21 protein-coding genes are annotated in these 22,894 nt (G+C 39.2%); 17 read left to right on the forward strand and 4 right to left on the reverse strand.

Annotation, left to right across the window (positions count from 1 at the left end; genetic code table 11):
* Positions 1-22 precede the first annotated feature (22 nt).
* From ACQ86K_RS11490 to ACQ86K_RS11500, 3 genes are all read right to left on the reverse strand, one after another.
* Entirely contained in the window at positions 23-1,045 is a 1,023-nt protein-coding gene (locus ACQ86K_RS11490; protein WP_431200390.1) for a TolB family protein, read from the reverse strand.
* A gap of 128 nt (positions 1,046-1,173) precedes the next feature.
* Positions 1,174-1,524, reverse strand: a complete 351-nt coding sequence (locus ACQ86K_RS11495; RefSeq protein ID WP_218134410.1) for a hypothetical protein — start codon at positions 1,522-1,524, stop codon at positions 1,174-1,176.
* A gap of 141 nt (positions 1,525-1,665) precedes the next feature.
* Positions 1,666-3,735 carry a glycoside hydrolase family 3 N-terminal domain-containing protein gene (locus ACQ86K_RS11500; protein ID WP_091168288.1) on the reverse strand — a complete coding sequence of 690 codons (2,070 nt, stop codon included), beginning with the start codon at positions 3,733-3,735 and terminating at the stop codon, positions 1,666-1,668.
* A gap of 660 nt (positions 3,736-4,395) precedes the next feature.
* On the opposite strand from ACQ86K_RS11500, the gene ACQ86K_RS11505 reads away from it, so the two are divergent.
* The 13 genes from ACQ86K_RS11505 (at position 4,396) to ACQ86K_RS11565 (ending at position 18,922) form a co-directional block, all read left to right on the forward strand.
* On the forward strand, positions 4,396-5,145 hold the full coding sequence (locus ACQ86K_RS11505) for a ligand-binding sensor domain-containing protein (RefSeq protein WP_431200391.1): 750 nt from the start codon (positions 4,396-4,398) through the stop codon (positions 5,143-5,145).
* Positions 5,085-5,459, forward strand: a complete 375-nt coding sequence (locus ACQ86K_RS11510) for a two-component regulator propeller domain-containing protein (RefSeq protein WP_431200392.1) — start codon at positions 5,085-5,087, stop codon at positions 5,457-5,459. The genes ACQ86K_RS11505 and ACQ86K_RS11510 overlap by 61 nt, the downstream gene beginning before the upstream one ends.
* Positions 5,435-6,727, forward strand: coding sequence for a ligand-binding sensor domain-containing protein (locus tag ACQ86K_RS11515; protein WP_431200393.1), 1,293 nt, complete (start codon positions 5,435-5,437; stop codon positions 6,725-6,727). The genes ACQ86K_RS11510 and ACQ86K_RS11515 overlap by 25 nt, the downstream gene beginning before the upstream one ends.
* Positions 6,615-8,534, forward strand: coding sequence for a hybrid sensor histidine kinase/response regulator transcription factor (locus ACQ86K_RS11520; RefSeq protein WP_431200840.1), 1,920 nt, complete (start codon positions 6,615-6,617; stop codon positions 8,532-8,534). The genes ACQ86K_RS11515 and ACQ86K_RS11520 overlap by 113 nt, the downstream gene beginning before the upstream one ends.
* A 451-nt stretch (positions 8,535-8,985) precedes the next feature.
* Positions 8,986-9,528 carry a carboxypeptidase-like regulatory domain-containing protein gene (locus ACQ86K_RS11525; RefSeq protein WP_431200394.1) on the forward strand — a complete coding sequence of 181 codons (543 nt, stop codon included), beginning with the start codon at positions 8,986-8,988 and terminating at the stop codon, positions 9,526-9,528.
* Complete coding sequence (locus tag ACQ86K_RS11530; protein WP_431200841.1) at positions 9,525-12,095, forward strand: SusC/RagA family TonB-linked outer membrane protein; 2,571 nt, start codon at positions 9,525-9,527, stop codon at positions 12,093-12,095. Before ACQ86K_RS11525 ends, ACQ86K_RS11530 begins: the two co-directional genes overlap by 4 nt.
* 60 nt (positions 12,096-12,155) lie before the next feature.
* The gene (locus ACQ86K_RS11535) at positions 12,156-12,641 is read left to right on the forward strand and encodes a hypothetical protein (protein ID WP_431200395.1); all 486 of its coding nucleotides are present in this window, start codon (positions 12,156-12,158) and stop codon (positions 12,639-12,641) included.
* The gene (locus ACQ86K_RS11540) at positions 12,623-13,600 is read left to right on the forward strand and encodes a RagB/SusD family nutrient uptake outer membrane protein (protein WP_431200396.1); all 978 of its coding nucleotides are present in this window, start codon (positions 12,623-12,625) and stop codon (positions 13,598-13,600) included. The genes ACQ86K_RS11535 and ACQ86K_RS11540 overlap by 19 nt, the downstream gene beginning before the upstream one ends.
* The gene (locus ACQ86K_RS11545) at positions 13,572-13,733 is read left to right on the forward strand and encodes a hypothetical protein (RefSeq protein ID WP_431200397.1); all 162 of its coding nucleotides are present in this window, start codon (positions 13,572-13,574) and stop codon (positions 13,731-13,733) included. The genes ACQ86K_RS11540 and ACQ86K_RS11545 overlap by 29 nt, the downstream gene beginning before the upstream one ends.
* Before the next feature lie 210 nt (positions 13,734-13,943).
* Positions 13,944-16,379, forward strand: coding sequence for a glycoside hydrolase family 3 N-terminal domain-containing protein (locus ACQ86K_RS11550; protein ID WP_091167680.1), 2,436 nt, complete (start codon positions 13,944-13,946; stop codon positions 16,377-16,379).
* 566 nt (positions 16,380-16,945) lie between these two features.
* On the forward strand, positions 16,946-17,566 hold the full coding sequence (locus tag ACQ86K_RS11555) for a hypothetical protein (protein WP_431200398.1): 621 nt from the start codon (positions 16,946-16,948) through the stop codon (positions 17,564-17,566).
* A gap of 43 nt (positions 17,567-17,609) precedes the next feature.
* Positions 17,610-18,155 (forward strand): hypothetical protein, encoded by a 546-nt coding sequence (locus ACQ86K_RS11560; RefSeq protein WP_431200399.1) that lies wholly within the window; start codon positions 17,610-17,612, stop codon positions 18,153-18,155.
* Between the two features lie 41 nt (positions 18,156-18,196).
* Positions 18,197-18,922, forward strand: coding sequence for an endo-1,4-beta-xylanase (locus ACQ86K_RS11565; protein ID WP_091167677.1), 726 nt, complete (start codon positions 18,197-18,199; stop codon positions 18,920-18,922).
* Positions 18,923-18,937: 15 nt separating this feature from the next.
* Here the strand turns inward: ACQ86K_RS11565 and ACQ86K_RS11570 are convergent, their stop codons facing one another.
* Complete coding sequence (locus ACQ86K_RS11570) at positions 18,938-20,194, reverse strand: IS4 family transposase (protein WP_431199200.1); 1,257 nt, start codon at positions 20,192-20,194, stop codon at positions 18,938-18,940.
* Here ACQ86K_RS11570 and ACQ86K_RS11575 point away from each other — a divergent pair.
* The 4 genes from ACQ86K_RS11575 to ACQ86K_RS11590 all read left to right on the forward strand — a co-directional run bounded on the left by ACQ86K_RS11575 (position 20,173) and on the right by ACQ86K_RS11590 (position 22,826).
* The gene (locus ACQ86K_RS11575) at positions 20,173-20,829 is read left to right on the forward strand and encodes an endo-1,4-beta-xylanase (RefSeq protein ID WP_091176359.1); all 657 of its coding nucleotides are present in this window, start codon (positions 20,173-20,175) and stop codon (positions 20,827-20,829) included. The two genes, ACQ86K_RS11570 and ACQ86K_RS11575, sit on opposite strands and share 22 nt — an antisense overlap.
* A gap of 676 nt (positions 20,830-21,505) precedes the next feature.
* On the forward strand, positions 21,506-22,078 hold the full coding sequence (locus ACQ86K_RS11580; protein WP_431200400.1) for a hypothetical protein: 573 nt from the start codon (positions 21,506-21,508) through the stop codon (positions 22,076-22,078).
* Between the two features lie 160 nt (positions 22,079-22,238).
* The gene (locus ACQ86K_RS11585; RefSeq protein ID WP_256337583.1) at positions 22,239-22,412 is read left to right on the forward strand and encodes a hypothetical protein; all 174 of its coding nucleotides are present in this window, start codon (positions 22,239-22,241) and stop codon (positions 22,410-22,412) included.
* A gap of 222 nt (positions 22,413-22,634) precedes the next feature.
* Positions 22,635-22,826: a cupin domain-containing protein gene (locus tag ACQ86K_RS11590; protein ID WP_431200401.1), complete on the forward strand. Its 192-nt coding sequence runs from the start codon at positions 22,635-22,637 to the stop codon at positions 22,824-22,826.
* The last annotated feature ends 68 nt before the right edge of the window (positions 22,827-22,894 follow it).

Below are 22,894 nucleotides of genomic sequence, written 5' to 3' on the forward strand. Positions count from 1 at the left end.
CTTTAAATTTTTTCTATGTGTTTTAAAAATTTCCATTGCTAACAAATGCTATTTTTTTGCTGTCTGGCGACCAGCTTGCAACGTTTATTGTTCCTTGTCCGCCATATAAATAGGATATTACTCTTGCTGGGCCGCCTTCAACCGGCATTAACCTTAGGTATACGTGTTCATAAAATGGATGTTTGTCAGCAGGTACCTGGTTTTGGAACGATATAAATACCAGCCATTTATTATCGGGCGACACATGGGGGAACCAATTGTTGAAATCATCGAATGTTAATTGCGTTTGGTTTTTTCCATTAACATCCATGCGCCAAACTTGCATTTTTCCTGTGCGTGTAGAGCAGAAATAAATGTATTTTCCGTCGCGTGAATATTCTGCTCCGTCATCTAGACCGGGGCTATTGGTCAGTCGGATTTCTTTTCCGCCATTTTTTGATATTTTAAAAATATCAAACTCCCCGTTTCGTTCGCCTGTATATAACAAGAATTGGTTATCAGGCGACCAACCATGTAAATATGATGGACTTTTGGTCGTTATTTGCTTTGGAAAACCACCGGTGATGGGTAGCGTGTATACTATTGACCGTCCTTTTTCTTCTAATGCATGGTGACTAATGCCAATTTGCAGTCCATCAAAACTAAGAACATGGTCGTTATTGTTTTTATTAGCAAAGCCGGTGTTTAATAAATTTGCACAACTGTTGTCAAGGCTGAAATTGTATAGGTTACCAGCTTTATTGAATATCAGTGATTTGCCATCTGGAGTCCAGTTAGGTGCTTGCAAAGAACCACTGTCACTTAAAACAACCTGTCGTAGCCCGGTATTGATATCCATAATTTCCAAAGCACTGCCAAGGTATTCTTTGTATTGAACCAGTTCCTTGGGGGCGGTGTTATATATTCGTGTATTGAAAAAATCTGCCTCCTCGGTAAACTTATTGGTATGTGCGCAAATAAAAAGGCCCGCAACCACGTTGTTGCCCAGGTCAATGTTTTCCAGTTTTTGTACCAGGTACTTTTCTCCAAAATGTGACACAGACATCGTGTAATTATTCCCTTTTTTTCTAATTGTAATACATCGGGATACTTGATGGTTAGTTTGATTTCTTTCATCATGGTGTCTGTAGTTGTGCGGTATTGAAGCGATGTTAAGCCGTCACCATGAATGGTTCAGGCTACTACCGGCGAGTTTGCTGCGGTAGAAGTTCTAATCATTAAGCCCGCTTTTCCGTGTGGCTCATGCCCATCACCTACAAAACTCAATTGCGCCTGTATAACGAAATCTCCGGTGATTTTTTTACTCAGAAAAGAAAAACTGTCATGTCCGAACCAGATATTCATACCTGAACCTATTAAACGATAGGCCTGTAGGGGCTCTTGGTAACTCGCGAATCCTTTAATTTGGGTTGTTCCAATATCTATGAATTGGTCAAATGAACCAACTTTAGCTCCTGGGATTTGCGCCTTGGCATTTGAAAGAAATGCAGTCAACAATGTCAAATAAAATAGTTTCGATTTCATTAGGTGATTTGGTCAATGGATGTTATAATGTGGTGATAATGTTTGTTTTTGAAATTGCTATGGCTTTTATTTAATTGCAACTGAAGTCTGTTTTTAATTGGCTCGGCATCATAGGTTTAACATTTATTTGATAAAACATGGCTAATCAACCAATTCAAACTTTACTTTTTGTTCATTTAGCATTATATAAAATTCACCGCTTTCCAAATGTCGAACACCATTGGCGTCTGGGAAACTTAAGTCCCTTATTGGATCAATTTCAAATTGGAAAGTCTGTTTTTCTCCTGCTTTTAGGTTCTTTTTTTCAAAAAATTTAAGTTCTTTAACAGGTCGGGTTACAGAAGCCACGGGATCCGAAATAAACCACATAGCTGTTTCCTTACCATCGCGCAACCCTGTATTGGTGATCTCTACTCTTGCGATTAGATTTTTGTTTTTACTTATGATACTATCCGAAAGGGTGATCTTACTGTAAGAAAAAGTTGTATAACTTAATCCGTGCCCAAACCAATAGTTTGGCTCTGAAGATATATCCTGGTAACCACCTAATTTTGGACGGGCAGACTGCCTCATATTATAGTAGGTAGGTATTTGCCCGGTTGTTAAAGGGAATGTGATGGCTAATTTACCGGAAGGATTTAACCGTCCTGAGATAATTCCTGCTACTGCACTTCCGCCAGCAATTCCAGGTTGCCAGATTTCTAAAATAGCACCAGATAAACGATTCAACGACCCCAACTCGATGGGGCGGCCATTGGAGATTATCAAAATAATAGGTTTTCCTGATTGCTTTAATATACTGAAGAGGTGTTGCTGGATAACAGGCAGAGCAAGGGTAGAGCGGGTCGCATTTTCGCCGCTCCATTTTTCCATTTCGCCTAAACATAATACGATGATATCCGATTTTTTTGCTGCGATAGAAGCTTCATTAAATCCACTTTCATCATCCCCGTCAAAGTCACAGCCTTTAGCAAAATTCAGTGTGGTTTTTCCTTGAAATTCTTTCTTAAATCCGTCAAATATTGTTTCTACAGACGAAGGCATGCCTTGCCCTTCCCAGGATCCCATGATATTAATACTGTCTTTTACCATCGGACCTATGAGAGCAATTTGTTTAATATTATGAGCAATAGGAAGTGTTTGACCATCATTTTTAAGTAACACCATCGATTCTTCTGCAAGTTTTCTTGCAATGGCCATACTTTCAGGTTGATAGTACCTGTCTTTTTCTGGAAGCTCTTCTACATAAGGTTTGTCAAATAGGCCTAGTTTAAACTTTAATCTTAAAATCCTACGGACCGCGTCGTCAACCTGCTTCATCGAAATCCTATGCTCCTTTAAAAGCAGTGGCAAGTTGTCAGCGTATATATTGTCAACCATATCCATTTCAACACCTGCTGTGAATGATTTTAAAGCAGCATCTTTCCTGTCTTTTGCAAAACCTTGTGGAATTAAATTTTCAATTGAGCCCCAGTCTGAAACTACAAAGCCATCATGTTTCCAACGCTGCTTCAAAATATCAGTAAGAGTAAAATGATTTGCCGAAGCAGGCACGCCGCTGATATCATTGAATGCACTCATGAGGGTAGCAGCGCCTGCTTTTACACCAGCTTCGTAAGGTGGCATAAACGTATCCCACAAAGTTTGCGCCGACACATCGGCATAATGGTAATCGCGTCCTCCTTCGGATAGGCTATAGCCAATATAGTGCTTCAGGCACGCCGCAATAGAAAAGGTATCGGAAAGATTTTTACCCTGGTATCCTTTTACCGAGGCAACGCCAAAAACGGCATTGGTATAAGGGTCTTCACCATATCCTTCCGCGACTCTTCCCCATCTCGGATCGCGCGCTACATCAATCATTGGTGAAAATGTCCAGTCAACTCCCGAAAGCTTTGATTCCTTGGCTGCTACGGCGGCAGCTTTTGCCACCAGGTTGGGGTTCCAAGAGCATGCCTGGGCCAAAGGGATTGGATATATCGTTCTGAAGCCGTGAATAACATCAAAACCCATCAAAATAGGGATCCCTAAACGGGATTGCTCCATGGCCTTTCGCATAATCTCATTACGATAAACCGGATTAACACTACGATAAATCAAAGAACCGATTTCGGGACGAACCGCTTTTTTACTTGCTTCGATATTATTTGCATTGGCATTTTTACCATAGGTCCACTGCGTCATCTGAAGAATTTTTTCTTCGATTGTCATTCTTCGCAGTAAATCCTCAATCCGCTGATTAATGGGGATGTTTTTGTTTTTATAAACCAAGGCGGATCTTTTAGCCGATTCTTGAATTTTTTCGGTGTTTGTACATTGATTTGCCTATATGATACAGAAAAGGTTGAAACTGCTGCAATCAAAAATGAAGCGTATTTTAACGCTTTTATAAAAGAGTAGCGATTCTGACCGCTGCAAAACGGCGAAGTTGTTCTCCAAATGTTTTTAAATAGGGACTTTCTGTACATAAATATTTAGAATGTATCGCTTCATCAGCATTTAATGCTGATGAAAACTCATGCAGGGTGTTAAAATTAGGTTTGGAGGTTGATTTTAAAGATCAGCTTGGCAAACATGATAAGTTACATGCAATTGATAGGGGTATAAACATCCCAAGTGTGGGGTTAAAATATCCCTTTTAATAATAACGGAAGTAGTTGCTCGTGTTTAGCTCTAATTTTAACGGAAATGACTTGGAATATTTAGCTGCCGAAATAATTATATCCACCATAAATTCAGGCGCTTGCGATAGTGATAGCGCTTTATTGTTTAAAATCCAGCATTGTAAAATAACTTTAAATTAATCGAATGTTTATATCTTGCGGCACCGTTCCCTTCGAATAGTTCAAATAACCAATTATAAAGCCCTTTATGAATTTAAGTAAGTATTACTACTTCATAATTTTATTTTTTACTGCTAATCTGGTTGGTGCTCAAACACTCAATTTCAAGCACATCTTTTATAAGGAAGGATTGGTGCAAAGCCCTATTTCAAATTTTTTGCAAGATGATAAGGGATTTATTTGGTTTGGGAATTTAAAAGGTTTAACACGATACGACGGATACGAGTTTAAGACTTTTGTCTATGACGAGAAAAATCCCAGTAGCCTTTGTAATAACAGGGTGAATATTATTTTCCAGGATCATGAAAAAAACCTATGGATAGGTACTGCGAATGGAATTTGCTTATATAATAAATATACTGAAACCTTTACGCCAATTGATATTTTAGAAATTAAAGGAGGACGAAATTATATTTCCTCGTTAGCGGAAGATAACCTCGGCAATATATGGGTGGGTACTTTTGCCGGAATTAGAAAGCTTAATCGAAAAACGCGGAAATTGGAGGAGGTTTTCACTACCGAATCTAACGAAGTTTTGGGTAAAAAAGCAATATTTTCTTTGTTTACAGACCGGGATAATTCATTGTGGGCTGGTACCAAACTTGGTTTACGTAGGTTTGATCCTAAAACCTATCAAATGCTTACAATCCCCGAAGCATTTAAAGAAGTAAAAGATCTAAAAGTCTTAGTCACCAGGCAAGATCAAGAAGGTAATTTATGGTTTGGTACGGAAACGGCCGGGGCCTTCACATATCAAAAAAGCAAAATACCTTATTAAGGTACCTGTCAATAACGGGCAATCCTAATTCAATATCTTCCAATTGGGTACGGGATATTTTATTATTTGATGCACAGTCGTTGTGGTTTGCTACCCGTACTGGAATTTGTATTTTAAATACAGCCACACAGAAGTTTACCAATTATAAGCACGACCCCTTAAATCCAAACAGTTTAAATGATAACGCAATTTGGAGCTTTATGAAAGATAGGGCAGGTTGTGTTTGGGTTGGTACTTTCGGAGGGGGATCAACTTCTATTATAAAGGGAATGCGAACTTCAAAAATATCGTGGAACGTATTGGTAATGAAATAGGGTTGAACCATGTTTTGGTGAATGCTGTAACTGAGGACAAAGATGGGTCTTGGTGGGTGGGTACATTTGGGGGCGGTTTAAACCATCTTGATTTCAATAACCATAAATGTGAATATTTCTCGATAAAGCCAGATAATCAATTAATGGCGAGTAACGGAATAAAATCATTGGCCGATGACGGTAAAGGAAATTTGTGGATTGGATCGTTAGATGGGTTAAGCTTGTTTAATAAGGAAAGGAAGAAGTTCAGGTATTTCGAATTCCCTGTAAGCGATGGGAAATTGAGCGAAAAACTTATCAGTGCAATTTTGCCAGATGGAGAAGGTGCTTGGATTGGAACAAATGGCGGTGGATTAAGGTATGTATTGCCAAATGGACGATCTCCGGTTTATTTACGAAAACAGGCGTTAAACAATATGGGAGGTCTGAACCTGAGCGATAATTTTGTTTCGGCTTTAGTTAAAGATTTTGATGGCAATTTGTGGGTGGGGACACAAAATGGATTGAATTGTTTTGACACCAAAGCCAACGCCATTACAAAGATTTACCAGCGAAGAAGACACAATAAATTTCAAATTGACAATAGTAATGTTACTGCTCTTTTTATCGATTCCAAACATAGGCTATGGATCGGTACAGAAGGCGGAGGTCTAAATTATTTTGACCGGGCAACCGGCAGGTTTTACGTTATTAGTAAGGATTTGGGATTAGGGGACGATGTTATTCATGCCATTGTGGAAGACGATTTGCACAATTTATGGGTTAGTACAGATTTAGGCTTATACAAAATAGATTTTAAGTTGTTTGATGTTCCTTTTTCAAAACATAATTTAGAAATATCGGGATACTCAGCAAACGATGGCTTAATTAGCAATCAGTTTTCAAACAATGCAGCAATTAAACTTCATACCGGGGAGCTTTTATTTGGTGGTATGAATGGTTTGTCTGTATTTTATCCTGAAGAAATTATAAAAAACACTTTACAGCCTGAGGTTGCCCTAACCAGGGTTTTGGTTAATAACAAGGCAGTAGAAATTGGACAAAAAGACTCGCCGCTTAGTAGTTCAATTGTAGAGGCGAAAAGAATTGTTGTGCCTTATGATCAGGCGAATTTGAGCTTTACTTATTCTGCATTAAATTTTATCAATGCCGAAAATAATCAATATGCCTACAAGTTGGAAGGCTTGGCCAATGATACAGATTGGCAACAGATTGGGGCACAAAGAACAGTCAACTTCGCGAATCTCCCCCGGAAGTTACATATTTAAAGTAAAAGCTTCAAATAATGACAAGGTTTGGGGAAACGGCATCCGGTCCTTAAAAATAATAGTTAAACCCCCATTTTGGGCAACTTGGTGGGCGTATTTAATTTATGCTTTTTGCATTAGTATAGTTTCAATCATAGTAGTCCGTTTTTTAAGAAACAGGGCCAGATTAAAGAGGGATTTATACCTGGAGCACGTTTACAATATTCGGCAAGAAGAATTATACCAAATGAAATTAAATTTCTTCACCAATATATCTCATGAAATTCGCACTCCATTAACCCTGATCTTAGGCCCTTTAGATAAAATACTAAAGGAAAATAGCAGTAAGGAATTTGTTAAACCCTTGACTTTAATTAAAAGCAATGCGGGCAGGTTAATGAAACTGGTTACTGAATTATTAGATTTTCGCAAAGCAGAAGAGGGGCGCTTGAACATATATTGTACGAACCAGGATATCACAGCTTTCTGCAAGAGTATTTTTGAATCTTTTCAGGCCTTAGCGGATGACCGGCAAATAGAGTATTATTTTGTCGCTTCAGAAGCACCATTATTTATATATTTTGATTCAAATCAGCTTGAGAAGGCTATTTATAATTTACTTTCAAATGCTTTTAAATTTACACCGGAGCAGGGAAAAATCACCCTAACGGTCGGCAAGAGTTTCATAGAAGACAATTGGATTGAAATTGGAATAACTGACAATGGAAAAGGTATACCCAAAGATATGCAGCCTAAATTATTCGAAAGCTTTTTTCAGGTAGATGATCGGGGAAGGCAGGATATAGGAAGTGGTATTGGATTAGCGCTGTCAAAAAGTATTGTTGAATTGCACCGCGGTAAAATTGAAATAAGCAGTGAAAGTTTTCCAGAAAATGTCACCAGTTTTATTATCTCACTTCCAATTGGAAGTAAACATCTGAATAGCCAGCAGATTCTTGATCCGAGTAAGGCTGCCTATATAATGGATACCGCCGTTATGAATTCTGATAAAGTTATTGTTAATGATGACGCCGCACCTTTATTTTCCAGGTCGTCAAAAAAGTATACACTTTTGATTGTCGAAGATAATGATGAAGTGAGACAATTAATCGTTGATTTGCTGCATGGGAAATATTCCATCTTGCAGTTTTCAAATGCCGAGGATGCTTTGTCGTCAATGAAACATGAAATTCCGGATTTAATAATCAGCGATATTATGATGCCAGGAATGAATGGGTTGGATTTTTGTAAGGGCGTTAAGTCAAACGAAAACACCAGTCACATACCTTTTATCTTACTAACAGCCAAAGCCTCACTTGATCATCAAATTGATGGTCTTTCAACAGGGGCAGATGCATATGTTTCTAAGCCATTTAGCTTTCAAATCCTTGAATTAAATATCAAGAACTTATTGCATGCTCAAGAGGTGATGCGTGAAAAATTTGGACAACAGTTTGTTTTAATGCCTTCGCCCAGTAATATAGCCTCTCCCGAAGAAAAGTTTCTCAACAAGTTAATGAGCATTATAGAATGCAAGATAGAAGACCCTACTTTTGAAGTAAACGACTTGGTTAACGAAATTGGGATGAGCCGTACAGTATTGTACAAGAAGGTACAGGCCTTAACCAGTTATTCTGTGGCAGATTTAATTAAACAAATCAGATTAAAAAAGGCTGCCGCGCTATTTAAGCAAAATACCTATTCTATTGCTGAAGTGGCATACATGGTCGGGTTCAATGACAGAAAGCATTTTAGTAAGGAATTTAAAAAGCAATTTGAGTATTCGCCCTCAGAATATATTCAAAACTTCCATCAGAAAAAAGTTTGATCCCTCTAACAGGGCTTATTTCGTAGCTTGCAACAACGGGGTAATAAATGCAAAGGAGTGTCTTTGGCTTTGCGTTCTGTCCGCCAATGCAAATCATAGCTCCAGTAATTAACTATCTGATATTCTAAATGCACGCATATCATATCTGACGTGTAATGGGATCTTTAATTCATCTCGATTGATGCTTTCTCACAGCAACAAAATGGCCGCAGTATCGGGTCAAAAAGTAGTTTATTCAAACATTCCACACATTCAAAAGCAACCTTGGCAATTTAATATATAGTTTGAATAGACTCCTGTAATAGTTGTTTCTGCCTGTAAAGTACATTTGAACCCTCATTTCAGTACGCTAAAATACCGTCGATTCTGCACTCCTCAATCATATTTGTAGCAGTTATTATCTCTAATAGTAACGCAACCAATTACCAAATTATTAACCAAACCAATTAGAATGAAAACTTTTTACAAAGAGAGAAATGCTTTTTATGTGCTTAGCCGAGGCTACCTCAGGCATAGTGCAATTGCTATTTTATTATTGCTATGTTTAAAGGCTCAAGCCCAGCAAATAGTGATAAAGGGTATTGTAACGGACGAACAAAAATTAACGCTGCCTGGAGTTAGCGTTCTGTTAAAGGGCACCAAACAAGGTGCTGTAACCGGCACTGACGGGAGATTTTCAATGAAGATACCTGATAATGATGCCGTCCTGGTATTTCGGTATGTCGGTTTTTTGGAACAGCAGGTTAAAGTTGGGGAAGAAAGAGATCTGCATGTAGTGCTCAAAGCAGGTTCCAGTAATCTTAACGAAGTAGTTGTGATAGGTTATGGTACGCAAAAGAAAAGTGATATCATCAGTTCTGTTGCTTCTATCAAGCCTGAAAGCGCAACTCGAAATGTTACTTTGGATGTGGGGGAGATGCTAAGAGGAAAGGCGGCAGGTGTACAGGTAACAACAAACGACGCGGGTCCGGGGGCTCTTCTAATATTTCAATAAGGGGAAGGGGGTCTTTAGCTGGGGGAGATAGCCCGATTGTAATTGCAGATGGTGTCCCTATCGGTTCTATCAACGATCTTAACCCCAATGATATTTCATCAATCGAGATTTTAAAAGATGCGGCCGCACAGGCTATTTATGGGGCAAGAGCATCTAATGGTGTTATTCTCATTACTACAAAAAGAGGGAAACTAGGTAAACTGGCAATCGATTATGGAGGCTATTATGGAACACAAACCGTGCACAGAAACTTTGATGTATATACAGGCCCGGAGTTTGCACAGTTAAAAAGAGAAGCCGATAGAGCGGTTAATAATAACATTATCAGACCAGACAATCTTATTTTCAGCGCAGACGAATTACAGGCTATCGCCGAAAATCGGTCTATAGATTGGTCAAAAGAAGTTTTGAAACCTTCAACAATTCAGAATCACAACCTAAGTTTTTCATCTGGTACCGAAAAAACCAAACTATATGTTGGAGCGAATTTTCAGGATATGCAAGGCATAGTGCCAACAACTAATATTCAAAAGGGAGCTATCAGAATAAATTTAGACCAGGATTTAAAGAGTTGGTTAAAAGTTGGAATTAATACCTCATTCCAAACCTCTAAATCAAATGATCCGGGAGTATCCACAATTCTCCGTGAAGTAATAACAGCATCCCCGTTAGGTAATATCTATAATGCAGATGGAAGCTATAATGTAAGGCCGGGAGGTAATCAGGAAAGTTTCAACCCTTTATTAAATTTACAGCAAACAAAGGATGATACCCGTAACCGCAACGATATTATTAATATTTATTTAGATATAAAACCGTTCAAGGGATTCAATAACAGAATTAACGCTAGCCGCAGGTCCTGGAATTATAAACAATTGGACTACAATACGGCACTTTCCGAAAGCGGCGTTGCCAATGGATCTGCTAACGGAAGCATCTACTTTCAGGATAACAGAGAATGGTTGCTGGAAGATATAATAACGTATAATACTCAAATAAAAAAGCATAACCTGGGGTTTACTTTTGTATCCAGTGCAACTCAGCAGGATTACACATATTTCAGAAACTCAGCATCTAAAATTCCGAATGACATACTTGGCATTTACGGATTACAGTCAGCTTTAATTAATGTGCCAACAATCGGAGGTAACAGGCGCAGGTTGGTTTCGGGTGTTGGTAGGGTTCAATATGATTATTCGTCAAAATATTATGTAACGCTAAGTGCCCGTGCTGACGGATCATCTGTTTTCGGTGCCGACAATAAATGGGGCTATTTCCCAGCTGTTGCTTTAGGCTGGAATATCTATAAAGAAAAGTTTCTGACGGATGTAAAACAGATCACAAACCTTAAATTTCGCGCGAGCTATGGAAGTGTGGGTAATGAAGGAATTCCTCCTTATGGAAGCTTGAGCCTCGCAGATCAAAGAGATTATTTATTTGGCAACAACAGAGTTTCAGGTTATACACCCGGAAGTTCACTGTCCAACCCTAAACTGAAATGGGAAACATCGACAACCTTAAACACTGCATTGGATTTTGCTTTATTCAAAGATCGTATTTCCGGTACAGTGGAGTATTATAATACCAAAACAACTGATTTATTGGTAAATAGGCAGTTGAATTCCTCAATCGGATACACTACACAACCTTATAATATTGGCGAAATTCAAAATCGCGGCATAGAAATTCAATTGGACGGTGTGCCTGTACAAACCCAGGATCTTACCGTGAGGATGGGGGTGTTGTTTTCCAAAAATAGGAATAAAATCAAGAAGCTATATGGAGACCTTAACGGCGATGGTGTACAGGATGATGATGTTGCAAATAATTGGTTCATTGGTCAGCCAATCGAGATTTACAGACAAGCGAAATATCTTGGCGTGTGGCAGGGTACTGAAGTGTACCCCGGCTCGACCTTTGATAAGGCAACAGGAAAGTGGGAAATTAATGGTGTGCAAGCTCCTGTAGCTTTAGACGCAAGTGGAAAGCCTATTGTTGATCCGTTCACCCAGAAAACACCTGTACCTGGAACCGTGAAATTGGAAGATAAAAATGGTGATGGAAAAATAAATGCTGATGATAATTATATAACATCTAAATATCCCGATTGGACAGGCTCATTTAACTTAAGCGTGGCCTACAAAGGATTTGATTTTTCAATGGATATTTATACCGTACAAGGCATTACAAAAAACAATCAATTTTTATATGATTATACCGCAGGTGGGGATTTAAGAGGAAATAGAAATGGGATCAAGGTGAATTATTGGACTCCCGAGAACCCTTCCAATACTTTTCCACAGCCAAATGCTGGTACTTCGCCTCCGGGAATGTATAATCTTGGATTGCAAGATGCTTCATATTGGAGGTTACAAAACCTCACCATAGGCTACACCTTTCCCCAAAAAGTGCTTTCAAGATTAAAAATTGCTAATCTGAAGATTTACGCAACAGGGCAAAACCTAATCACTAGTACCAAGTATCAGGCTTATAGCCCAGAGCAAGACTTGTACTCTTATCCGGCAACAAGAAATTTTATTTTGGGAGTAAAAATCGGTTTGCAATAATAGTAAAATGTTTATAACAGCCGATCTTTTAATTCTTAAATGTCTTAATAAAATAATAAAATGAAAAATCATAATAAAATGTTGATAGCAGGAATTGTAGGAATAATGTCCCTTTTGGCCTCCTGCAAAAAATGGCTAGCGGAAGAAAATTTTACAAAAATTGGCTCGGATGTTATCTACAAGGATGAGGCAGGGTTGAATGTAGGCCTTGGGGCATTGTATAATTTACAGCGAGCATATGAACTGGTTAGTTATAATAGTGGTTTGCAGCAGGATAACCTTTGGATTTATTGCGCGGACGATTTGGGTTGCACCAGGACCTTTAACGATGCTCAAATTTACAAGGCAAATATGAACGCTATAGATTTCCCAAGGGGTAAATGGAATTCTGGTTATCAACTGATAGACAGGGCGAGCGCGATTATCGAAGGTGCGAAAAAAGTTAGTTTTTCCTCGGCAGCCGCTAAAAATAAAGTTATCGGTGAAGCAAGGGTTATTAGAGCAATGACTTTTTTAAACTTTGGGAGTTGTATGATAATATATTAATTGATACCATCCCAACGACTGTAAATAACGCCTTTGACCCTGTTCAATATAAACCAGCCACAAAACAGCAGGTTCTTTCGTTGATTAGTTCCGATTTAGATTTTGCAATTGCCAATTTATCATATGTTGCTCAACCCGGGGAAGTTAGCCAGGGGCTTGCCCGACACCTTAGAGCTCAAGTTGCTGCCTGGCAGGGTGATTGGGCAACAATGGCCGCTCAATGTGATGCAGTGATTAATACTGGCCCTTATGCTTTACAACCACTGGAAAAGGTGTTTGGCGCGGATGTCAATCATAACGAATCTCTTTATACCTACCAGTTTGATGAGTTAACAGGAGGAAGCTCAAATCTTGCCGGCGGAGAACAGCACTTTTTAAATGCTGTGCTTACTGCACGTTACTATGAAATGCCTGGAGGCCATATGATTGAAGATAATAATTGGGGCGGCAATTCTTTTGCATGGACAACACCGAATTTTTATCTTAAAACGCTGTTAGGATGGGATAAAACCACGGGGCTATCTCCTGACAAGCGCTTCACAACTTATTTTTTCCCAGATACTGTAGTCGGTAACAAACCAGGAGATCCTTATTACGGAAGAAAGTTGCCAAAGTCATCCTATTCAGATAATTACAGGCAATACCACTGGAGTGTGAAGAAATATCAGGATTTCACCAAGCCTGATGGCCGTGCAGGAAGCTACAAAGATGTAATAGCTTATCGACTCGCCGAAACCCTATTGCTGGGAGCTGAAGCTCATTGGAGACTGACCAACAACGGTTCGGACCCTACTGCTTTAATGTACATTAACAGGATTCGCGCTAGAGCAGGCATGCCAAATTTTACATCAATCGACCAACAAACCATTCTAGACGAGATCGGCACGGGAATTGGCGTTCGAGGGAGGGCGCTGGTTTTTATTAAAAAGAATGGGAGTTTTGGTGAGTCAGGTAAATAAATACCACACATTTGGAAGCGCAAGCACCAACGAAAAGGTTTTCCCGATGCAAGATTTTCAGGTACGTTGGCCAATACCACAAGATCAAATTGACCTTATGGCGCCAAATTTCCCGCAAAATCCGGGCTATTAATTTATTTTATACCCATCGGCAAATATCGTTATCTATTTGCTGATGGGTATTTATATATAATAAGGCCGGGATGTTCCACGGATTGAAATAAAATTAGCTGATAAATACTGCGCTTTATGTAAACAGAATTGCCATTTCTTGGCCTGTCAGTCTTCCTGCTCAAATCTAACGATCAAAAAACACGCCAGCCCCAATTTTTAACTAATTACTATGAAATATTTCCTAAAAAACTTTGTCTTGATTATATGCTTGCTATTAAATGTTGATTTTTTATTTTCTCAAGATAAATCTGTTAATATCTATCATCAAAGGTGGATAGATTTTAATAAAAACGGAAAGGAGGACATCTTCGAAGATCCCACCCAAAACATAGAGGCCCGGGTAAATGATCTGCTATCGCAGATGACTTTAGAGGAGAAAACTTGTCAAATGGCAACACTTTACGGCTATCATCGTGTTTTAAAAGATCAGCTTCCAACAGCGGAATGGAAAAATGAAATCTGGAAAGATGGTATAGCAAATATTGATGAACACCTCAATAGTTTACCTTTTAACCCCGATGCACAGTCTGAGTATTCTTACCCTTTCAGTAAACATGCCGATGCGATTAATTTGGTTCAAAAATGGTTTATAGAACAAACCAGATTAGGAATTCCAGTCGATTTTACTAATGAAGGAATTCATGGACTAAATCATGATCGTGCAACACCGTTACCTTCGCCTATCAACATTGGTAGCACCTGGGACAAGCCAATGGTCAGAACGGCAGGTAATATCGTTGGAAGAGAGGCTAAAGCATTGGGATATACTAATGTTTATGCTCCAATTTTGGATGTATCCAGAGACCCAAGATGGGGCAGGGTAGTTGAAACCTACGGTGAAGATCCTTTTCTGGTTGCCGAGTTAGGTAAGCAGATGACATTGGGTATACAAGAGAATGGCGTCGCATCTACGTTGAAGCATTTTGCGGCCTACAGCGTCCCCAAAGGAGGAAGGGATGGCAATGCCAGAACAGATCCTCATATTGCGCCTATTGAATTGCAAGAAATTTTTCTCTATCCTTTTAAACGAGTAATTCAGGAAGCACATCCTTTTGGCGTAATGAGCAGTTATAATGACTGGAATGGGATGCCGATAACTGGCAGTAGGTATTTTTTAACGGAATTATTACGAATACAATACGGTTTTACGGGATATGTAGTCTCTGATAGTGAGGCGGTAGAGTTCCTGGAAACAAAACATCATGTAGCAAAAGATGCCGAAGATGCAGTGAGGCTAGCTGTAGAGGCCGGCCTTAACGTTCGAACCAATTTTACACCACCACAGGATTTTATTCTGCCCCTAAGAAATTTGGTTAAAACAGGCAGAGTTTCGATGGAAACATTGAATGCTAGGGTTTCTGACGTACTTAGGGTAAAATTTAAACTGGGATTGTTTGATCAACCTTATGTGGATGACACGAAGTTATCCGATAAAAAGGTACACACGCTAAAAGATGATGAGTTTGCAATGCAAATTAACAGGGAGTCATTTGTATTGTTAAAGAACCAACCTTATAAGGATAAAAAGCAGCCACTTCTACCATTAGATAAAAGCAAATTGAAAAGTATCCTTGTTACCGGTCCATTGGCAGCTGAAACCAATTACGAGTTAAGCAGATATGGTCCTTCAAATAATCATTTGATCTCAGTTTTATCCGGAATTACCAATGAAGTCGGAAATAGGGTAAAGGTAAACTACGCAAAGGGATGTGATGTCGTAGACTCAACGTGGCCAGAAAGTGAGCTTATACCAGTTCCGTTAACTTTTCAAGAACAGCAAGAGATTAATAAGGCTGTGGAAATGGCTAAACGTTCGGATGTAGTGATAGCTGTGGTAGGTGAAGATGAGAAGCGGGTAGGCGAGAGCTTGTCAAGAACTGGATTAGATTTACCTGGCAGGCAGCGTCAACTATTGCAGGCTCTATATGCCACCGGCAAGCCTGTAGTAATGGTAATGATAAACGGTCAACCATTAACTATTAATTGGGAAAATAAATATTTACCCGCAATTTTAGAAGCATGGTTTCCAGGGGCTCAAGGTGGAAGAGCTATAGCCGAGACTTTGTTTGGCACTTACAATCCGGGCGGAAAACTGCCAATTACATTTCCTAAAACAACCGGCCAGATTGAGTTTAACTTTCCTTTTAAAAAGGGTTCGCAAGCTGGCCAGCCTACTGCGGGGCCCAACGGTTATGGCAAAACTAGTGTAAACGGACCTTTATATCCTTTTGGGTACGGATTAAGTTACACAACCTTTAGTTTTACAAACCTTAAAATAAGTCCCTCGGAGATATCTAATAAAGAAGATGTTACTGTTTCGGTAGATGTAACCAATACTGGTAAAGTAAAAGGGGATGAAGTTGCGGAGCTTTACATCACAGATGAGCAAAGTAGCCTAACTACTTATGATTCTGTTTTACGGGGGTTTGAGCGGGTAAGTCTGTTGCCGGCAGAAACTAAAACATTAAGTTTTAGGATACATCCGGATGACTTAGCCGTTTTTGACACCAAGATGAATTTTGTTGTAGAGCCCGGTGTTTTCAAAATTAAAATCGGAAATTCTTCCGACAGTATTCAACTATCTCAGGATTTAACGGTGAAATAATTATAAATAACCCAGATAGCCAATTAATTATAAATATGATATTATCATAAACCATAATCGACTTACGCTATGAAAAAAAGAGCCCATAAGGTGGTTGTAGATGGTTTTACTTGGTTTTCCACATTTTGCCAGAGCGCAAATAAAAATCAGTCCTTGTTTGTTCAGGGAAAGCTCACGGGCATCGGAGCAAGTATTAAAAGTTGAAGATCAGAGGGGAGTTACAGATAAGTGTACGTGGTTAAGATATAGCAATAACGGGAATATAAAGTGCCCTTTACTTTTTGATGAAAATTATAACAAAACACTCGCATATAGCGGTTTCCTGGCCGCATGGCAATAAAGTATAAGAATCCCATAAATTATGAAAATAATAATTCTAATAGGGCTTTTTGTAGCCTTTTCATGGGCTGTTTTTGCCCAAAAAAGCTCAAGCTATAGATTCTGTCGAAGCGAAAAAATCAAATAAGGATACCGTTTGGACAAACTACAAAACAAAAACCCTGGTCGCGCTATCCGACTTTAAATCTCAGACTGAACCCCCGCTAAACAAATATGGAAGCTGGGAAATGAATAAGCAAAAGGGTACAGGGTATTTCAGAACTGAAAAGATCAATGATAGATGGTGGTTCATTGATCCGGATGGGTATCCGTTTATTAATAAGGGGGTGGCCGTATTTCGCCCTTTTACATCTGAGCATCAACAGAAAATACTGAAACAAAAATATGGGTCTGTTAATAACTGGTACAAACATGAAAGTACTTTTTTAAAAGATCTGGGATTTAACGGAGCAGGAGCTTGGTCTGATGTTGATTTAATACGCAATAGCCCTTCGCCCATGGTTTATACTGTAATTGTAAATGCAATGGGGAGCTACAAGGCGGACCATATTAAAAGGTTCGGCGGAAAGTATAAAATTGCGGGATGGCAAGGCTATAGGTTTGATTTAGTAATGGTATTCGATCCGGAATTCGACGCGTATTGTGACGCTGCTTTTAAACCTTTATCAAAATATAAAGAGGATAAATACTTACTGGGATATTATTCGGACAACGAATTACCCTGGAAAACGGACGCTCTGGATATTTCGCTTAAGAACCTGGCTAAGGACGAGACCGGGATACATCGCAGCCCGGAAGTGGTTAGATCAAAGAAAAGGGAAAACTTCCTCGTTAGCAGATATCACTGAAGCTGACCGGCTGGCTTTTTCTGGTTTTTACTTTGATACTTATATGCAGAAGGTAACCGCGGCACTGAAAAAGTATGATCCAAACCATATGTATTTGGGCTGCAGATTTAACCAGCAGGATAGGCAGGAACTAAGCAATCCAGAGATCTTTAAAGTAGCGGGCAAATATATGGATGTCATATCTATTAACCACTACAGGAAATGGGAGCCGGATTCTGCGCAAATGGCTGACTGGGAAAAATGGTCTGGCAAACCTTTCTTAATTACGGAGTGGTATGTAAAAGCCCAGGATTCGGGTTTGGCAAATAATGGGGGAGCTGGTTGGATTGTTAAAACCCAGCAAGACAGAGGATATTTCTATGAAAATTTTGCCTTATCACTTATTAAGAGTAAAAGTTGTGTTGGCTGGCATTGGTTTACTTACCAGGACAATGACCCTGATAATTTGAAAACAGATCTTTCCAACAGAGACTCTAATAAAGGAATAGTTGATTCAGATTACGAGTATTATAACCCGCTGGTGCAACAAATTAAAGAATTGAATAAACAGGTTTTTAACCTTGTACAATACTTCGATAAACGTAAATAGCCAATTACTTAACCAATTTATAAACAATAATTTAAATTAAAATGAAGAAGATTGTGTTATTTTTTTTAGTCGGATTAGGTGTAGCCGGCTGTAAAAAAGAGTTTTTATTATCAAAAATAAATGATGTAAAAACAACAAAGGTTGTGGTGGATAATGTACCATATTCGGGTAATAATCCCTTACTTAAGAACGCTAATGATGCAGTTTTAGTCGGCGCTGCCATTAACGCCAGCAAATTTAGTAATTCAGCCTATACTAATTTGGCAGGCAATCAATACAATAGTTTAACTGCCGAAAATGAAATGAAATTTGCTTCCGTTGAACCAGCAAGGGGTAGCTTTACTTATAATGACGCAGTTATACTTTTTGCGAAGAGCCATGGTATACCAAGGGTACATGGGCATAACCTTATCTGGTTTTCAAGCAATCCTACATGGCTAAGTAATGCAACCACCGCGGGTTTAACTGCCGATCAAACTTACCGGTCTATCATGCAAACCCATATTACCAATGTTATAACGTATTATTACCAGCACTATAAGAACCCGGATGGCTCGCCCTGTGTAAAATCATGGGATGTGGTTAATGAAGCGGTAAACAATAATGGCACTTTGAGAGGAAGCGGCTTGGCGGATCCGTCGGACGCCGATGATACTGCTAAAGACCACTGTGTTTGGATGGATAAAATATCCGGCGAAGGTTATACTTATATTAAGTCACTGTTGTCCGGTAAAGTTTGTTATTGTTATAAAAAGACTGCATTATGATATAAAAAGAAGGATTTAGGTTTTAAAGCGGATGTCCAAGCCCCCCAATTTTAGTTGCCGTGAGTGATTTGTTGACATGACGGACAGTTTCTCCGGATCGTTCAGAAAGTTAAATAGGTGGATATAACTCATCAGATGGAGTCTTATAATAGAACTCAGATTAGAGAAAGACCATTGTCTTTTGAGTTGTACCTGGACAATTTTGATTAGAAGATCGGCAATAAAAGCGCACCATATCTGTATTTTGATTGCATTCTCATTATCCCCCAGGAAGTATTTAAGCGGGAAATTTTGCTTTACCCGCTTAAATAGTATTTCAATAAGCCATCGTTTCTTATAAAGATCGGCAATAGCTTCAGGTGGTAACGAGAAATTATTGGTTAAAAACTCAAATGTCCTTTCGGTTTCTTTGTCAAAGAAAGTAACCAGGCGAATCTCCAACTGGATACCCTCTTTTTGAGTACGTGTGCCCTGGAGGAGTAGTTTATCTTCGATGACACCGTGTGCCTTGCTTTGTTCGCTAAGCTCATTCAGCCACATTGTTGAGTATTTGGCATCTTTTTTCTGCCTGGTGACAAAGAATACGCCTTCATTTGTCATTCTTTGATATTCAGAATAGTCTACGTAACCTTTATCGAAAACGATAAAGGAACCTGGTTCGAGTTTGATCTCTTTAAGGAAGGGCATATCGTTAGCGCTGGCTGCCGTGAAGCTAATTTTCAGCGGTACATCATCTGCTGCCTTAATGAGCGTATGAACTTTGATCCCGCCTTTTCTCTTACCGTTGGCCTTTCCCGGGCTTGGGGCTTTCAATATTTGCTGAAATAAGGTAATTGTTGAAGAATCGGCAATGAATAGCTTAGGGTCGATCTTTAATCGGCTGTCCGGTAAAAGCTGCTTGTGTCGCCTATACAGGTTATCATAAATACGGGCGAATACTTCAAAGCTACGCTGGGCATTAGCATCACATAAGGTGCTTCTGGCCGGACATTTACTTATACCGATATGATGAAGCTTATGCAGGCTTGCTTTCATGCCGCTGATTACTTCTCTGCTGCTGGTGCATCTGTTAAAAACGCAGTAAAGCATCGTTACAAGATGTGTATAGGTATCAAAGTAACGGTAGTAGAGATCGTGATCCCCACGTCTTGCTAATGATCGAACATTATTACGATCTATTAAACCTAATAACTGATTCAGGACCGGCTGTCCGGTAAAAAAGTACTTTTGCTCATGTTGTGTATTTAAGTGTGGTAACTCAAATATCAACACAAAGGGGTAGTCTTTCGGCTATCCCTTCCTTTTTCCCTAAAAAATCTTTACCGGACAACAGTGATATTAAGTTGGCATTCCAGTATGCAAGGCAGGCTGCTATAAATGCTGGGAACACCGACCTGAAATTATTCTATAATGATTATGGGCATGAGTATTCTAAAACTAAAACAGACTCGATCGCAGCTTTGGTCAAACGCCTTTATAATGAGCCATTAATTGGTGGGCAGCATATTATTGATGGTGTTGGTTTACAAATGCATACCAATTACGCCCGATTAACCGATGATACAGGTACACAGGGCAACATTGAATATGCGATAGAAAAAATGCAGCAAACTGGTCTAAAAGTGCACATTTCCGAGCTTGATATCAGTGTGACAAATAGAAATGATGGCACAACTCAAGCAGATAGGGAAGCAGCGCAGCAATACCGGTATTTTTACATCGCGCAAAAATACCGGTATATTGTGCCTGCAAGCCAACGCTGGGGAATTACTTTGTGGAATATAGGGGATGCCGACTCTTCGTTGGGGGTTGGTGCTGCCGCAACGCTGTATAACATCGATTATTCACGCAAATACGCATATCAACGATTTTACGAAGGATTAAACCAAGCAATTAGTATTCAATAAAGTATCAATAAATCCCCTGTAAAACGTGCTTGTTGCACAACTAACAGCCAGTCCACTACCGGTGCGTTACATCAGGATTAGGTTTACACATTGTAATGGCAGTGATGACTCGGTTACCATTAGTGAAATTACCCTATAGAACAAGGAATAGGAATTTACTAAACGAGATTATTTAGGCAACAAAAGCAGGTGCGCGTATTATGCGAGACCTGCTTTTGTCTTTATACCTAAGGAATATGCGGTATATCAAGGATTATGTTATCGTTTTTTTATGTCATATACAGGAAGTCTTAAAACCAATAAGCCGTTGTGATAGATATTTATTTATCCGACCTTCCTTACTCCGAAAATTTTTTAGGTTTCATGCGTACACCTCAAGCTGTTTTGTTTTGATTGTTATTGTACTAATAAAGCTTCCTATACGACAAATCGACGAAAAGATCTGAGATATTGCCCTTTTTAAGCCGGTTAAAGCTCTGAAATTTGTATCTGCAAACCAATAGGGAAGGCCTATCGAAAATTGGTTAAAACAAACGTGATGAAATATTTTGCAGAACAAAGTCGAAAGTTTACGGATATGGGAGATTTAAAAGTATTTCATTCAATTTATCCTACTACATACCCTAACGAGGCAATAAAATGGGGACAAATTGTTCGGTTTGACGACAAGACAATTATGCCCGGGCGACAGGAAATTCAAAACTTCATAGGCATTCCCATGCTCATCATCCGTTTAATTATTAATGGTTCAGGAGCTTATTACGATTCTACCGGATACCGTAAGATTTTAAGGGAGCGAGATACATTGGTAGTTGGATATGACGAGAGCACAGTCCAGTCTATATTTTATAATTATGATGAAACACAGGAGGCGGAGTTACTTGAAATTTGGCTCATGTCGAAATCGAATGAAAGGATCAGGCTTTTTGATACTTTGACGGAGACAAGAGACGGGAATTTTAATGAGGCTTCTGACGCTCCGTCCATCGGCCCGGATAGTATTCTTCTGCAAGATGGGCACTGGCTCAGGCGAAGCACATTCAAAAGAAACAGTGATCACAAGATCGAAGGGGGCATATACGATAGTATCATCGTATTTGTGCTAAGCGGTACTGTAATAGCAAATAGCATAAGGCTCGGTTTCAGAGACGGAATAATGTTGTCTATGAACGATACAGTTGATCTTTATTTCGAAGAAGATACCGACCTGCTGCTTATTCAGCTGAATGCGAATATGCATGTTGAATAATAGCTTAGGTAGCACTGGTGTCGCTTTTCATAAAAGAAATTTTGATATAAAATGAGTCAACTTCAATTCGGAAATGATACAGAAATTACACAAATAATAAACAATGAAATACAGATTATTATGAAATACAGGTGAAAAGACTTCGGCTGTAGGATTAGGGGTGATGAGTATGAGTTACGGATATGGAACTCTCGATGACAAAGAATCTAGGGCAACCCTTGATCGGGCGATTGAGTTAGGTGTTAATCTTTTAGATGCCGCTGATGTTTCTTGGTTTGTACGAAACGTCGTCAACCTCGTGTATGGTCTTCAATTATACGAAATATCGTGTTAGGATCGTGATATTTAGCAGTTAAATAGTATTTTTGCGTTTTAAGTATTTGATATTCAATTTATTGTATATTTTGGCACGCTTTTTCCCTATACGTCATAAACATAATACGATGAAAAAAATTTAATAAGCCTACTGCTGCTAACCGGGCTAGCCCTAAAAGCAGATGCACAATCTGAAACAAAAGACTCCGCAAATTACGTGGCTTCAGCACACGCTGTGATCTTGAAAAAGTTACTTCAGGAAAGAGGATTTGCTAATAAGGGAGTAGAAATGATGTTGGTGGATTTTCCCCCAAGGAGCAGGTCGGCAGTGCATAGCCATCCCTGCCCAACCTTCGGGTATTTGATCCCCGGCGAAATAGTACCAGTATTTGAGGGAAAAACATATCATTATAAAGCGGGTGACGCATTTTAGGAAAGCCCCAATGGGCTTCATACTGATGCCGTAACGATAGCGTCACCAATACCGCCAAATTACTTGTG

This window comes from Mucilaginibacter sp. P19, from assembly GCF_050632265.1.
Classification (GTDB): domain Bacteria; phylum Bacteroidota; class Bacteroidia; order Sphingobacteriales; family Sphingobacteriaceae; genus Mucilaginibacter; species Mucilaginibacter gossypii.

What these genes read in the sequence shown, in the direction of transcription:
- ACQ86K_RS11500 (WP_091168288.1), bottom strand. Translation starts at nt 3,735, where the DNA reads ATGACAATCGAAGAAAAAATTCTTCAGATGACGCAGTGGACCTATGGT.
- ACQ86K_RS11550 (WP_091167680.1), top strand. Translation starts at nt 13,944, where the DNA reads ATGAAATATTTCCTAAAAAACTTTGTCTTGATTATATGCTTGCTATTA.
- ACQ86K_RS11525 (WP_431200394.1), top strand. Translation starts at nt 8,986, where the DNA reads ATGAAAACTTTTTACAAAGAGAGAAATGCTTTTTATGTGCTTAGCCGA.
- ACQ86K_RS11560 (WP_431200399.1), top strand. Translation starts at nt 17,610, where the DNA reads ATGCAGAAGGTAACCGCGGCACTGAAAAAGTATGATCCAAACCATATG.
- ACQ86K_RS11580 (WP_431200400.1), top strand. Translation starts at nt 21,506, where the DNA reads ATGCCCGGGCGACAGGAAATTCAAAACTTCATAGGCATTCCCATGCTC.
- ACQ86K_RS11490 (WP_431200390.1), bottom strand. Translation starts at nt 1,045, where the DNA reads ATGTCTGTGTCACATTTTGGAGAAAAGTACCTGGTACAAAAACTGGAA.
- ACQ86K_RS11555 (WP_431200398.1), top strand. Translation starts at nt 16,946, where the DNA reads ATGAATAAGCAAAAGGGTACAGGGTATTTCAGAACTGAAAAGATCAAT.
- ACQ86K_RS11565 (WP_091167677.1), top strand. Translation starts at nt 18,197, where the DNA reads ATGAAGAAGATTGTGTTATTTTTTTTAGTCGGATTAGGTGTAGCCGGC.
- ACQ86K_RS11505 (WP_431200391.1), top strand. Translation starts at nt 4,396, where the DNA reads ATGAATTTAAGTAAGTATTACTACTTCATAATTTTATTTTTTACTGCT.
- ACQ86K_RS11545 (WP_431200397.1), top strand. Translation starts at nt 13,572, where the DNA reads ATGGGAGTTTTGGTGAGTCAGGTAAATAAATACCACACATTTGGAAGC.
- ACQ86K_RS11535 (WP_431200395.1), top strand. Translation starts at nt 12,156, where the DNA reads ATGAAAAATCATAATAAAATGTTGATAGCAGGAATTGTAGGAATAATG.
- ACQ86K_RS11495 (WP_218134410.1), bottom strand. Translation starts at nt 1,524, where the DNA reads ATGAAATCGAAACTATTTTATTTGACATTGTTGACTGCATTTCTTTCA.
- ACQ86K_RS11510 (WP_431200392.1), top strand. Translation starts at nt 5,085, where the DNA reads ATGGTTTGGTACGGAAACGGCCGGGGCCTTCACATATCAAAAAAGCAA.